Source organism: Natronolimnobius sp. AArcel1, from assembly GCF_011043775.1.
In the GTDB taxonomy this organism is placed as follows: Archaea; Halobacteriota; Halobacteria; order Halobacteriales; family Natrialbaceae; genus Natronolimnobius.
On sequence record NZ_JAAKXY010000002.1, the window covers coordinates 14,249 to 25,792 of the forward strand.

The 11,544-nt window shown below is 58.0% G+C and carries 14 protein-coding genes and 1 tRNA gene; 4 read left to right on the forward strand and 11 right to left on the reverse strand.

The annotated features are described in order from the left end of the window. Positions 1-29: 29 nt before the first annotated feature. Positions 30-551: a PKD domain-containing protein gene (locus G6M89_RS04105; RefSeq protein WP_241175214.1), complete on the reverse strand. Its 522-nt coding sequence runs from the start codon at positions 549-551 to the stop codon at positions 30-32. A gap of 149 nt (positions 552-700) precedes the next feature. Then, positions 701-1,135 carry a MarR family transcriptional regulator gene (locus tag G6M89_RS04110; RefSeq protein WP_241175215.1) on the reverse strand — a complete coding sequence of 145 codons (435 nt, stop codon included), beginning with the start codon at positions 1,133-1,135 and terminating at the stop codon, positions 701-703. Positions 1,136-1,506: 371 nt separating this feature from the next. On the opposite strand from G6M89_RS04110, the gene G6M89_RS04115 reads away from it, so the two are divergent. Then, a complete protein-coding gene (locus G6M89_RS04115) occupies positions 1,507-1,854 on the forward strand; it encodes a hypothetical protein (RefSeq protein WP_165160547.1) in 348 nt (115 codons plus the stop codon). Here G6M89_RS04115 and G6M89_RS04120 read toward each other — a convergent pair. The 4 genes from G6M89_RS04120 to G6M89_RS04135 form a co-directional block, all read right to left on the reverse strand. After that, positions 1,839-2,327 carry a DUF411 domain-containing protein gene (locus G6M89_RS04120; RefSeq protein ID WP_165160548.1) on the reverse strand — a complete coding sequence of 163 codons (489 nt, stop codon included), beginning with the start codon at positions 2,325-2,327 and terminating at the stop codon, positions 1,839-1,841. The genes G6M89_RS04115 and G6M89_RS04120 overlap by 16 nt on opposite strands. An 89-nt stretch (positions 2,328-2,416) precedes the next feature. Beyond that, complete coding sequence (locus G6M89_RS04125) at positions 2,417-3,784, reverse strand: permease (RefSeq protein WP_165160549.1); 1,368 nt, start codon at positions 3,782-3,784, stop codon at positions 2,417-2,419. Between the two features lie 207 nt (positions 3,785-3,991). Further along, the gene (locus G6M89_RS04130) at positions 3,992-6,322 is read right to left on the reverse strand and encodes a cation-translocating P-type ATPase (RefSeq protein ID WP_165160550.1); all 2,331 of its coding nucleotides are present in this window, start codon (positions 6,320-6,322) and stop codon (positions 3,992-3,994) included. Positions 6,323-6,434: 112 nt separating this feature from the next. Continuing rightward, positions 6,435-7,028, reverse strand: a complete 594-nt coding sequence (locus tag G6M89_RS04135) for an AsnC family transcriptional regulator (RefSeq protein WP_165160551.1) — start codon at positions 7,026-7,028, stop codon at positions 6,435-6,437. A gap of 85 nt (positions 7,029-7,113) precedes the next feature. Here G6M89_RS04135 and G6M89_RS04140 point away from each other — a divergent pair, with 85 nt between their 5' ends. After that, positions 7,114-7,359, forward strand: coding sequence for a heavy-metal-associated domain-containing protein (locus G6M89_RS04140; protein ID WP_241175216.1), 246 nt, complete (start codon positions 7,114-7,116; stop codon positions 7,357-7,359). 165 nt (positions 7,360-7,524) lie between these two features. On the opposite strand, the gene G6M89_RS04145 is transcribed toward G6M89_RS04140, so the two are convergent. Next, a tRNA-Ile gene (locus G6M89_RS04145) sits at positions 7,525-7,630 on the reverse strand. A 133-nt stretch (positions 7,631-7,763) separates the two neighbouring features. On the opposite strand from G6M89_RS04145, the gene G6M89_RS04150 reads away from it, so the two are divergent. Next, the gene (locus tag G6M89_RS04150; RefSeq protein WP_165161292.1) at positions 7,764-8,075 is read left to right on the forward strand and encodes a hypothetical protein; all 312 of its coding nucleotides are present in this window, start codon (positions 7,764-7,766) and stop codon (positions 8,073-8,075) included. Between the two features lie 17 nt (positions 8,076-8,092). Here G6M89_RS04150 and G6M89_RS04155 read toward each other — a convergent pair whose 3' ends face one another. Genes G6M89_RS04155 through G6M89_RS04170 form a run of 4 tightly spaced genes read right to left on the reverse strand, consistent with a single transcriptional unit; the run spans position 8,093 to position 11,208 of the window. Then, entirely contained in the window at positions 8,093-8,344 is a 252-nt protein-coding gene (locus G6M89_RS04155; RefSeq protein WP_241175217.1) for a CbaC protein, read from the reverse strand. Next, on the reverse strand, positions 8,344-10,161 hold the full coding sequence (locus G6M89_RS04160) for a b(o/a)3-type cytochrome-c oxidase subunit 1 (RefSeq protein WP_165160552.1): 1,818 nt from the start codon (positions 10,159-10,161) through the stop codon (positions 8,344-8,346). Before G6M89_RS04160 ends, G6M89_RS04155 begins: the two co-directional genes overlap by 1 nt. Continuing rightward, complete coding sequence (locus G6M89_RS04165; RefSeq protein ID WP_165160553.1) at positions 10,154-11,014, reverse strand: cytochrome c oxidase subunit II; 861 nt, start codon at positions 11,012-11,014, stop codon at positions 10,154-10,156. Before G6M89_RS04165 ends, G6M89_RS04160 begins: the two co-directional genes overlap by 8 nt. Beyond that, positions 11,011-11,208, reverse strand: coding sequence for a hypothetical protein (locus G6M89_RS04170; RefSeq protein ID WP_165160554.1), 198 nt, complete (start codon positions 11,206-11,208; stop codon positions 11,011-11,013). The genes G6M89_RS04165 and G6M89_RS04170 overlap by 4 nt, the downstream gene beginning before the upstream one ends. A 100-nt stretch (positions 11,209-11,308) precedes the next feature. Between G6M89_RS04170 and G6M89_RS04175 the strand changes: the two genes are divergently transcribed. Continuing rightward, positions 11,309-11,539, forward strand: coding sequence for a cytochrome-ba3 oxidase subunit (locus tag G6M89_RS04175; RefSeq protein ID WP_165160555.1), 231 nt, complete (start codon positions 11,309-11,311; stop codon positions 11,537-11,539). Positions 11,540-11,544: the final 5 nt, after the last annotated feature.

Below are 11,544 nucleotides of genomic sequence, written 5' to 3' on the forward strand. Positions count from 1 at the left end.
ACCCACAGTCGGAACTGGGTGTGTTCTTGCTACTCGACGACGAGGTCACCGACCTGCGTGCCGACATGATAACTGCAGACGTACGTGACCATCTCCGACTCTGCTGTGAACTCGAGCGAATCGCTGTCTCCTTCCTCGTTGATGCTGTCGGTTGCGAGATCGTCGACGACATCGTCGCTTTCGTCCCAGATCTGAAGGTCGTGTGTCACGCCATCTGCGTTGATCCACTCCATCGTGTACTCACCTCCCTCTTCGAGTATCAGCGTCGGGTTTTCGTCTCCAGCGATTGCGTCAGGCTCGAGGCCCGCCCAGTGGTGCGTATACCCATCGAAGACGATCTCAGTTCCAGCTTCGATTTCGATACCGTTGCTTCCCGCATCGGTGTCGGTACCGTCGTCACCAGTGTCCGCTGCAGTCTCATCATCGTCGTCACCGAGACAGCCCGCGACTACTGCAGTCGCAAGCGATGCGCCCGTGACTACTGCAGTCGCAAGCGATGCGCCCGTGACTTTCAGCACCGTTCGACGAGTGGGAGGTGTATTCGATATCATCACTCGCAGCGACGGTCCATTGTGAGTTGCCAATGTGGACGCGAACTCACCGAGGAGAACGTCCAAGAGCGTTTCTAGAGCTCGCTAATCGGTTTGTTCTCGAGAGAGCGTTCACGCGTGCCAATCACAGCATCCTGGATGTGTACAGCCTACTGTTCGTTCTCGACGTCTTCTGCAGGATAGATTCGGTACGTCCGACCCTGGGGTTCTCGATACAGCAATCCTCGCTTTTCCAGATCGGTGACCGTTTGACTAACCTTGCTCTTTGAAAAATTCGATCGGTCCCTGAGTTCGATCTGGGTAAGACCTGGGGAGTCAAGAACTGGCTCGAGGATGCGTTTCTCATCGTCCGGAAGGAGGTCCAAAATCCGGCGTTTTGCTTCGTTCTTCGTATGTTGTGCTGGCTGGTCACTCGAGAGCTGTTCTGTGCCAGTTGTGTCGTCGACCGGCTCGCTCGCTGTTGGGCCAGCCGTCGCAGAGACAATCCGATCACGAACGCCGACGTACACACCGGCGATTACACTTGCGATGAAGACAGTTCCGAGCAAATACCAGACTGGGTGGGTTCCGTGCATTGCTGTCATTGACGACCCCATATGATCGTCCATCCCCTCGAGGGCGGTCCACTGCTGGTACGCCTACCAAGTGACACCCCCTCCGATAAGGAGCGTCAGCACAATCACAAGTCCAGCAGCGGTATCTGCATGCTTCGGGTTCACGGTCGTTGGGAGACACTTATCGGTGCTCTATGCTACGCGTTACGGTCATGCCCACCGCGTGGGAGTTTTCAAACGAGTCTCGATTCCGGTAGCTGCCACCTCCTCGTGCAAGGAACGATCTCTCGTAGTAAAAACGATTAGAGCGGTTTAGAAACCGTCTCGGACGATCTCTTGGCTGAGTTCACACCCATACCGATAATCTGCGTCTGCTCCTACTCCCATTCGAGGAGAATCAGATGACATCCAACACACTTCGCCTGGTAGTAGCGTTCGCAGTCGTCGTCGCGCTCGTCGGTGCAGTCGGACTCGTGAGTGGCGAGATGCATGCAGACAGCACTGACGACGACGCTGAGAACTCCCAGATGGCCCAAATGGCCGGTCACATGAATGGTGACATGGCCGATCATATGGACGGCAACGCCATGGAGATGATGCAAGACCACATGGGTGACCACGACACGCCGACCATCACGAGGGTGAGGACGGACACTGCTGACATCGCGGTTTGGCCCATTTCCCCCCTGTTTTCGCGTTATCCGTTAGCGGTGAGTTTGAGCGTCTGTCGCCGTCAGATATCGGTGTAGACCGACGGATCACTACCGTCCTCGAGTCCGTAGACGGTCCACGTCTCTGTTTTTTCGCCACCCATTCCTGGTGAGCCGGCAGGCATCCCTGGAAGGGCGATTCCGTTGATAGCCGGTTCGTCGTCGAACAGTGTTTCGATACCCTCGACTGGCATGTGACCTTCGACGACGTACTCGTCGAGCACTACCGTGTGACAACTTCGCAGGTCGCGTTCGATTCCGTGTTCCTGTTTGACCGCGTCGAGTTCGTCTGTAACAGTAACGTCTAACTCCGACTCAAGGTGATCCTGCAGGTAGTCTGCGTAGACATCACAGCAGTCACAACTCGGACCCTGATACTGCGTTGCACTCGCTACCGGAAGCGTCTGGTCCTGTTCCCAGTCGCCGGTTCCGTCACCGAGACACCCGGCAACCGAGATTCCGAGTGCAGTTGTCCCTGCTGCCAGAAGCGCCAGTCTCGAGGAGAGAGTCATGTATAGTCCGAAATCGTATCGGGTGTCGATATTGTTGTACTGGTAATTCTGAGTCGTCGGGAATCTGTAACTCGTTTTGTCGGGCAGTATTAGAGATGTGATTCTGGCGCCTGTCTGAACAACTGCCTCGAGTCGTCACTTTCGAAGTAGTAGATTGACTCGTCGTATACGGTACAGTAGTCTGCATCCTTCACAGTTAGTTCAGCCCCCGTAACTGGGTCTTCTACCGTGCGGTCTTCAGGTGCCCCTTTGCGTCCTTGAACGACCAGCCAGACAAACCCGAGCCCGACGAAGATGAAGATGACGTTCATGATCGTGATCGGATCGACTCCGAACACCGTGATTCCGGCCCCAGGATCCGCGAGGGCGACATCCGGAATCAGATCAAGCACGGCAAACAGATAGTAGACAATGAATCCGGCCGTTGCCATCGAGATGTACAGGATGAGGGTCAAGCGATTCCCGATTCTCGAGCCGAATATTTGGCGGTAAATGTGGATGAGCTGCGGAACGATGAGATCCGCGTAAATATACGCAATAACGCCCGCAAACAGGAATCCTGACCCCCACAACACTGCCGCGAGAGGAATGTTCCCCATCGACCCGACGAACGCGACGAGCGATACGAGCGGTCCAACTGCACTGCTGTACAGCACTCCCGTGACGCCCTCGCCACCGGCCCCGAAGAGGGCATTCCACGCCCAATTGGGAATCACTGTTGCAGCAAATCCAGCAATGAAGAATCCGGCAAGGAGCGGGTTGCCGAGCATCTTCACGTCTCTACGCGTCTGATTGGCCGCTTCGACCCAGCCGTTCCAGGACGTGATTTTCTTCCGCCACGACGTCGTATGGGCGTCTGGATTCTGTTCGAACAGCGATTGACACTGGTCCGAACAGAAGTGGACACCCTCGTTCTTGTATTCGACAGAAATCGCGTTCTCTCGGTTCATCCGCATCTTACAGACGGGATCAGTGACGACGGGTTGTTCCTCTCTCACGAGCCGGTCTCGGACAGCTGCTGCTTCGTCGTACGGAATCAGGTAGTGAGTGAGGATCACCGCGGCGACGATCATAATCGGGGCACCGACCGCCTGCGCGAGTGCGAACTGCCAGCCGAGAAGCGCCCAGATGAGAAATGTGAGGGCGATAACGAAGTTCGTTGATGCAATCAGGAACGCGACGGACGGGATGATGTGCGCGCCTTTCTTGAAGAGCGTCTTCGTCGCGGCGATATCGCCGAACGAACAGGACGTCGAGGCGAACCCGAAGGCCGAGGCGTAGAAGACCGACCGCGGACTCGCGTCGCCCATGTACTGGACCATTCCCTCCTTGGAGACGAACGCCTGAATTGCCCCCGAGAGCATGAACCCAAACAGCAGCGCCCACAGCGACTGCCAGAGAAAGTACCCCGTCGTCCAGAGCGCATCACCGACGAACGAGAGGATGGACCAAATCATACGGACGAGTCACTCCAGCGGGAGTCAGTTTCTCTCCGCGTATTTCTGTGAGCGGACCATCTGTCGACTTCGACCGCTCTGCTCGGTACTGGGTTCATTACACGAATTTCGTCCCCGTTGGCGAGGCACTTTCCTCCGTCAGTGTTGATGGATTCCGTTTCGGTTGTCATAGGTCTCTGAGTGGCTGAAATGGCGGGATGGGAGAACTTAGAGTTCGAGCTTCCCAAGCCGCGCCGAGTTCGTGATGACGGAGACGCTCGAGGTGATCATCGCGGCGACCGCAATGACCGGGTGGAGCAGTCCGAAGAACGCGATCGGGATGGCGACCGCGTTGTAGATGAACGCCCAGAAGAGGTTCTGCTTGATCTTCGCGAAGATCCGTTCGGAGAGGGTAAAGGCGTCTACGAGCGCGTCGAGCTGTCCGCGGACGAGGCTGACGTCGCTGGATTGGATCGCGATGTCGGTTCCCGTCCCGATGGCGATGCCGACGTTGGCCTGCTTGAGCGCCGGCGCGTCGTTGATGCCGTCACCGACCATCCCAACGTTGTACCCCTCGTCTTGCAACTGCGCGACCTGTTCGATTTTGTCTTGGGGCAGCACGCTGGCCATCACCCGGTCGGGATCGATGTCGACCTGTCCCGCGATTGCACGGGCCGTTCGCTCGTTGTCACCCGTGATCATCCACGTCTCGACACCACGTTCGTGCAGTTCCGAGATTGCCTTCACAGAGCCTTCTTTGATCGTATCTGCGGTGCTAACCAGTCCAACCGGTTCGCCCTCGAGGCCGACGATCACCGTCGTCTTTCCGTCCTGCTCGAGGTCGCGCAGTTGGTCGGTGATTCGCGTCGGGAGCGTGACCTCGAGTTCGTCTTCGAAGAACCGGGGGTTGCCGACGGCGACCTCGCGACCGTCGACGGTTGCCTGAATTCCCTTGCCGGGAACGCTCTCGAACGCGTCTGGGTCCGAGAGTTCGATTCCCGACTCCTCGGCGTATTCGATGACCGCCTCGCCGATTGGGTGTTCGCTCCCACGTTCGGCGGACGCGGCGAGTCTGACGAGTTCGTCCTCGTCGAGTTCACTACTCGAGGCAACCGCAGCGTCGTCACCGGGGTCGTCGGTTGCAGTCCCACCGTCAGTAGCGCGCTGCCGACCGGCATCGACGACCACGTCAGTAACCGAGTGGTCGCCTTCGGTGATGGTCCCCGTCTTGTCGAGGACGACGACGTCGAGGTCTTTCATCGTCTGAATGGCCTCGCCGTCACGGAACAGGATGCCATTTTCGGCGGCCTTGCCCGTCCCGGCCATGAGCGCCGTCGGCGTTGCCAACCCGAGTGCACAGGGACACGAGATCACGAGGACGGCGACGGCTGCGAAGATGCCCAGCGTGAGCGGATCGAGTGCGAGGTCTACCCACGGGAGGTACGGTGCACCGACGCTGGCGACGGCCTCCATCGGGCCCGGCGTGAGCCACCACAGCAGGAAGGATAGTCCCGCGAGGGCGAGTACCGTCGGGACGAAGTAGTTCGTGATGCGGTCGGTGAGCGCCTGAATCGGCACCGTCGTCCCCTGGGCCTCCTCGACGAGTTCGACGACCTCCGAGAGGAAGGTGTCGTCGCCCACCTTGGTCGCCTCGACTCTGAGCAACCCGGCGTTATTGACCGTCGACCCAATCACGTCGTCTCCTTCTTCTTTAGTTACGGGATCAGACTCGCCCGTGACCATCGACTCGTCGACGTTGCTTCGTCCGTCGACCACCACGCCGTCGACGGGAATCTTCTCGCCCGGTCGGACGACCATCACGTCGCCAACGTCGACTTCCTCGACGGGAACCTCGACCTCTTTGCCGTTCCGGAGGACCCGCGCCGTCTCCGCTTGCATCGACATTAGCCCCTCGATGGCCGAACTCGCACGACCCTTTGCGCGGTGCTCGAGGTAGGTGCCGACGTTGTGTGAGGCCATAATCATCGCGCCGACGCCGGCGTAGTTCTCCATCGGCGTCACGAAGACCATCACGCCGGTCGCCCACGCGACGAGCGTCCCGACCGAGATCAGGGCGTGCATGTTGAACACGCCGTTTTTGAGTCCTCGGTACGCCGCCGAGTGCGTTCGGAGCCCGTAGTAGAAGACGACGGGTGTTGCGAAGATGAGCATGAGGACGTCGATCTGAAACCCGCTCAACGTGTCCAGCGGCGTCCACATGAAGACCATCAACAGGACAATGGGTGACGTGACGATCCACGCACGAATCCCCAGCCGACGAAGGTTCTGTAGCTCGTCTTCGTCTTCCATCTCGTGGCCATCGTCGAGGAGTTCTTCCCGGACGCCGTAGCCAGCGTCCTCGACGGCTGCGACGAGTTCGTCCGTGCGTACGTCCGGGTCGTGCTGGACGTCCGCACGCTCCGTCGCAAAGTTAACCGACGCTTCCTCGACGCCGTCGACATCCTCGAGACTGGTTGCAATTGTCGAGGCACACGTCGTACACGACATGCCCGAGAGGGACAGGTCAGTTCGTTCTAGGTTTTGGTGATCGTGTGGCATGGTGACTCCACCTCGTGGTATCCTACGGGCTACAGTTTGAAGCGAATTGTCGTTACAAATACTCGAATCGAGAGGGGCACAAATTTTCAAATCGAAAGTCGGAGAACGGCAGTCACTCGGCCCCTTCCTGAATCGATTCGTAGCGCCGTTCGTACATTTGCTTACAGGAACTGCAACAGAACACTGTAATCTCGCCGTCGAAACGAGCAGTCTCGCCGTCACTCGTCACGGTATTGTCACAGACTGCACAGGAGAGGCTGAAATCAGCCGGATTTATTCCAGTGTTCCACTCGTAGTGAGCGAGCGGCTTGATATCGTACGACACCAGGTCAGCAACGTCGATTGCCTCCCGGAACCACGAATGAACGTCCTGATTCGGCGCATTCACGTGCGCAACGATACTCCCATCCAGTTGCTGGAAACTGTGCTCAGTTTCCTCGAGAGTAGAGATGTGTTCGAACACCCGTTCGACGGCTTTCGGATCGACTTCCAGATGCAACAGCACCGGCACGTGATTCTGGAGTTTTCGCCGATCGACATCGAGCGTGAAGTGCTGTATAATCTCGAGTTCCTGTAGCCGAGCAACCCGATCAGAGACTGCTGGCGGTGTCAAACCGACATGTTCAGCAATCTCGCTATACGGTCGCCGCGCATCCTCGAGTAACAACCGGAGTATCTCGAGATCGGTTTCATCTGGACTCCGCATAGACACATCTACCACAGCCATTGATTTAACCGTACCCGTGGATTCGCTTCATATTCGAAAGTATAGAGGGCCAGTCGCTGAATGTTTGAAACAGAAGTTGGAGTCCCAGACGGGGGTACTAGCACAACATGGCACGAAGATCAGTGTCACCGGGGAGAGTTGTGCAGGGTGCAAACAGACCGTCGAAGAGGCACTTCATGCACTCGAGGGTGTGACTCGAGTCAGTGCTGACCACGAGGCAGCGGCCGTCGAAAGGAGCATCGACGGGGACGTTCCAGATGAAAAGCAACAGAGTACCCTCGAGGATTCAGAGGGCGAAATTGAGGGCTAACGAGTCGTCTACAATGTCGTCAGGGTTCGTTCATTGGCCGACAGCATCACTTTACAGAAGATGTTGAACGTCACTGCGTTACTCACGCAATCAGACAGATGCGCTCGGTCCGGTAGACGTCAAGCGTGTCACCGAACATCGGCTCAGAACCGTGCAGTTTCTGGATGGGCCCTGACGGATTCGAACCATCGACCACTCGGTATCCCACACAACCGAACTCTGCCGGTCGCGTTATGAGCCGAGCGCTCTAACCAGACTGAGCTAAGGGCCCGCTATCCCGAGAAAAACGTGGCCGGAAGTTAACCCTTACTCTTAGTCGCCGCCTCGAGCAGTCACCTTCTACACCAAGTACGTGCATGCGATTCGGCGACGGGCCTATGTATCAGGCGACCGAACAGCCGCTAATGGCGGATCGGCGTCGGCTCGAGCGATTCCTGCGGTCGACACTGCAGGAAGCAGGAGAGCAGTACGAGCAACTGCGCGGTTCGACGGATAGCCAACTCGAGGAGGCACGTGCGGCCTACGAAGTGGCGAAAAACGCGCGGGGGTTGCCGTCAGACGAGGAGGGACGGGCAAAGATTGTTTGTCGGCGCTATGCAGAACAGCGAGCGGCGATGCTCGACGATCAGTATCGTCCCGCGTGTTATGAGGCAGGCCATCCGGACTGTGAGGGGTGTGCAGAGGACGTACAGTCCGGCCGCATTGAAACGTGGTGACCGCGCGGGTGCGGTAGTTAACTGCCGTTTGACGTCTCGTCTAGTTCTGTGTCTGGATCTGTTCCTGAGCGACCGGTATCATTCACAGTCTCCTCAGCAGCGGGCCAGACGGCCCAGCCGATGATGGCGGCAACGATGAGAAGGCCGAGGATGACAGACTCGAGTGGCGTCAACTCAATATTAAACCACGCAAGGACCGTCCGGAGTTCGACGAGGAACGGGACGGTAAACGCGAGGACGACGAGCAGCCCGCCCTTCGAGATGCGCATTACGCGACCACCTCTGCAAGGGTCGAGGTAACCGCGAGTGCGGTCGACTGCACGGCATCGCTCGCGCTTGCAGCGAGAGTAGACGCCTGGTGCTCGAGCGCTCCAGCGATGAGTGGGATGGAGTCGAGACTCATCGGGAAGGGTGTGATGTCGGGGCCGAAGAGACCGCCGCGGTCGATGATGCTCAGGAGAGGGAACGTGTACGCGAAGATCACGAGCACGATGGCAATCGCGGTCCAGAGTTTGAGGTTGTCGAGGACGAGCGGTGCGTCTTCGGGGCCCGAAAGTGTCTCGGCGTAGCTGTTCGCTGGGAGTGTGTCGCTGCGGTCGTTCAGCGCCGTGCCAATGACGATGGCGAAGAAGAGGACGAGCGAGAGCGTCAAGAGTGCGCCGCCGAGTGCGATCTGGGCGTCGAGTTCGGCGACACTACCGACGCCGGCCTCGAACTCGAAGCCGTCGTACTGCGGTTCAGCGGTTCGGCGGGGAATACCGAGCAGTCCGCCGCGGTGCATCGCGTTAGACATGAACGTCATGCCGATGAACCAGAGGACGACCTGACCGAGTGCGACAGAGCGACTCCAGAGCGCCTTGCCGGTCACCTGCGGGAGGAACCAGTAGGTAACGGCCATGAACGTCAACGCGACGGCGGTGCCGACGGTGAGATGGAAGTGACCGACGACCCAGAAGGTGTTGTGCACGAGATAGTTGATGTTCATCCCGGCGTTGATCATGCCGGAGAAACCGGCGGCGGCGAACATCAGGCCAGCAAGCGCCATGCCGGTGAAGACAGGGTCACGCCACGGAAGGGCTTTGAGCCAGCCGAAGTATCCCTCACCGCCGCGCTGGCGAGCGCCGTGTTCCATGCTCGCGACAACGGTGAACGCAGTGAGGAAGCTGGGCAACAGGAGGAACATCGTGTTCGTCATCGCGATGAACTTGAATCCTTCTGCGATGCCAGGGTCGAGATACTGATGGTGAATCCCCGTCGGCACAGAGAGGATCAAGAACAGGACGAACACGACCCGTGCCAGTGGGTCACTGAACAGCTTCCCGCCCGATACTTTTGGCAGCAGAACGTACCACATCATGTACGCCGGCATCAGCCAGAAGTAGACGACGGGATGGCCGAAGAACCAGAATAGCGTTCTGGTGAGCAATGGATTAACTGAGTCAACCAGGCCAAGCGACCACGGCAGTAAGAACAGCAAGATTGCCGCAGCGACACCGAGCGTCGCAATGTACCACATCAACATCGTGGTCAACACCATAAACGTCGGCAGCGGGATCCGCTCGTCTGGGTTCTCCTGCTTCCAGGCCCACCACGAGCGGAACCAATCAGCGCCGGCGAGCCACGTTCCGACGACGAACAGCACCAATCCGAGGTAAAACAGCGGATGGGCCTGCAGTGGCGCATAGAACGTAAAGAGCACGTCGGCGCTCATGTCGATCGAGTCGGTAAAGCCGGACAGGATTGCAATACCGGTTAGCGTGATCCCGATCGCCATCAACAAATACCAAGCCCAAGTGAATCGGATATCTTCGACCTCCCGATCGAGACTGGTCGTCACCGCCCAGGTGAAAATCCCGACAAGGAAGAAGATGGTAAAGGAAATGACGAGGAAGACACCGTGGGCGGTCAGAACGGTATAGTATGTGTCCGACTCGATGAACCGAAGAACGTCCGTCCGGTGTAGTGTCTGGATGATGCCGAACACGCCACCGAGCGCGAGCGCGAAGAACGAGCTATAAAACGCTGCCCGGATCACCTTCGCTTCGGCAGGGAACGAGTCAATGTAGGCGTTTCGCGACTCACTCATCGTCATCACCTCCGTCTGCGTCCTCGTCGTCCGCGTCAGCGGAATCAGCTGCGTCCTCGTCGTCCGCAGCGTCGTCATCGTCCGCTGAGTCGTCGACCACGGTCACCGTTCCACTCTCTTCGTAGTCGTCAACGGTCACCGTCCAGTCGGTATCGTCCGCCTCGAGCAGCGATTCCTCGAGCGTGAACGTCGTCTCTGTGGTGTCTTCGCCGTCGACGGTCACGTCTTCTGTGAACGTCTCGTCGCCAGCCTCGAGTGTGACGGTTGTCTCGAGGGTGTCGTGCATCCGGTTCTCGAGGGCGACATCGATAGTCGCGTCCTCGCCGGCGTCGACTTCATTGGGAGCGTCGACGGACAGCTCAGTAAGGTCGAAGTCGTCTTCGGGGACGACGTGCAGTTGCCCTTCCATGTTGTGGTGGTCTGGACCACAGTACTCGTTACAGACGACGCCATACTCCTGTGGATCGTCGAATTCGACGGTCATTTCGGCGACCTCGCCGGGGATGGCCATCGTATTGATGTTGGTGCCGGCGACGCTGAAGCTGTGAATAACGTCGCGTGAGGTCACGTAAAAGGTTACTTCACTGTCTTCGGGGACTTCAATCGTCTCAGGCTGGAAAGTAAACATCTGTGCGATGACATAGGCTTCGTACTCGTTCTCACCGACCTGTTCGACTCGCGGTTCACCAAATCGTTCGTCTTCATTGAGTGCGTCGGGTTCGACAGTCGGTTCCTGATCGCCGACCATCGTGATTCCAAGACCAACCGAGCCGTACGTGATCGTCGCGATGAAGCCGACGATCAACAACATGGCTGCAGCCAACCACAGTTTCTCGTAGGAATGGATATTCATGCGATCCCCACCACCGCCACGATAGCACCGACGACCGTCGGATCATTGCCGAGGAACTCCACGAAGTACATGAAGAACCACAGAATCACCAGAATCAAGAAGTACAACCCGATCAACGCGAGCGTACCGATCGGATCGTACTCGTCGTGACCGATTTCTCGTCTTTGCTCCGACTCTGCTGTCCGCTGGGTCATACGGCCGATTTAGAGAACAGGTATGATAATCACTACATCGATTCCAGACCCGTAGGAACGGGGGTACTTATTTATGTACTGTCCTTCCTAAACGGCCCGTATGCAACTCGAGGCGCTTTCCGATCTCTCGCCGCGGCGGACGCTACCCATCGGGCTGCTTGCGCTCATACCGCTTACGTGGTACGCACTTGCTAGTTCAGTCCCTGCCGGGGTTGTCTCCGCGATCAACGTCGGGATTATTCTCACGTGTCTCTACATCGCGTTCGGGCCAGTTTCAGGCACCCATCACGATCACGACAGCGAATCCGACTCGAGCGGTTCGTCGTCGTAACTGCG

Bases quoted from the DNA above. Each gene is read 5' to 3' on its own strand.
- G6M89_RS04135 (WP_165160551.1), bottom strand. From the start codon at position 7,028: ATGCGGAGTCCAGATGAAACCGATCTCGAGATACTCCGGTTGTTACTC.
- G6M89_RS04120 (WP_165160548.1), bottom strand. From the start codon at position 2,327: ATGACTCTCTCCTCGAGACTGGCGCTTCTGGCAGCAGGGACAACTGCA.
- G6M89_RS04155 (WP_241175217.1), bottom strand. From the start codon at position 8,344: ATGCGCATCTCGAAGGGCGGGCTGCTCGTCGTCCTCGCGTTTACCGTC.
- G6M89_RS04160 (WP_165160552.1), bottom strand. From the start codon at position 10,161: ATGAGTGAGTCGCGAAACGCCTACATTGACTCGTTCCCTGCCGAAGCG.
- G6M89_RS04150 (WP_165161292.1), top strand. From the start codon at position 7,764: ATGGCGGATCGGCGTCGGCTCGAGCGATTCCTGCGGTCGACACTGCAG.
- G6M89_RS04105 (WP_241175214.1), bottom strand. From the start codon at position 551: ATGATATCGAATACACCTCCCACTCGTCGAACGGTGCTGAAAGTCACG.
- G6M89_RS04125 (WP_165160549.1), bottom strand. From the start codon at position 3,784: ATGATTTGGTCCATCCTCTCGTTCGTCGGTGATGCGCTCTGGACGACG.
- G6M89_RS04175 (WP_165160555.1), top strand. From the start codon at position 11,309: ATGCAACTCGAGGCGCTTTCCGATCTCTCGCCGCGGCGGACGCTACCC.
- G6M89_RS04170 (WP_165160554.1), bottom strand. From the start codon at position 11,208: ATGACCCAGCGGACAGCAGAGTCGGAGCAAAGACGAGAAATCGGTCAC.
- G6M89_RS04110 (WP_241175215.1), bottom strand. From the start codon at position 1,135: ATGACAGCAATGCACGGAACCCACCCAGTCTGGTATTTGCTCGGAACT.
- G6M89_RS04115 (WP_165160547.1), top strand. From the start codon at position 1,507: ATGACATCCAACACACTTCGCCTGGTAGTAGCGTTCGCAGTCGTCGTC.
- G6M89_RS04165 (WP_165160553.1), bottom strand. From the start codon at position 11,014: ATGAATATCCATTCCTACGAGAAACTGTGGTTGGCTGCAGCCATGTTG.
- G6M89_RS04130 (WP_165160550.1), bottom strand. From the start codon at position 6,322: ATGCCACACGATCACCAAAACCTAGAACGAACTGACCTGTCCCTCTCG.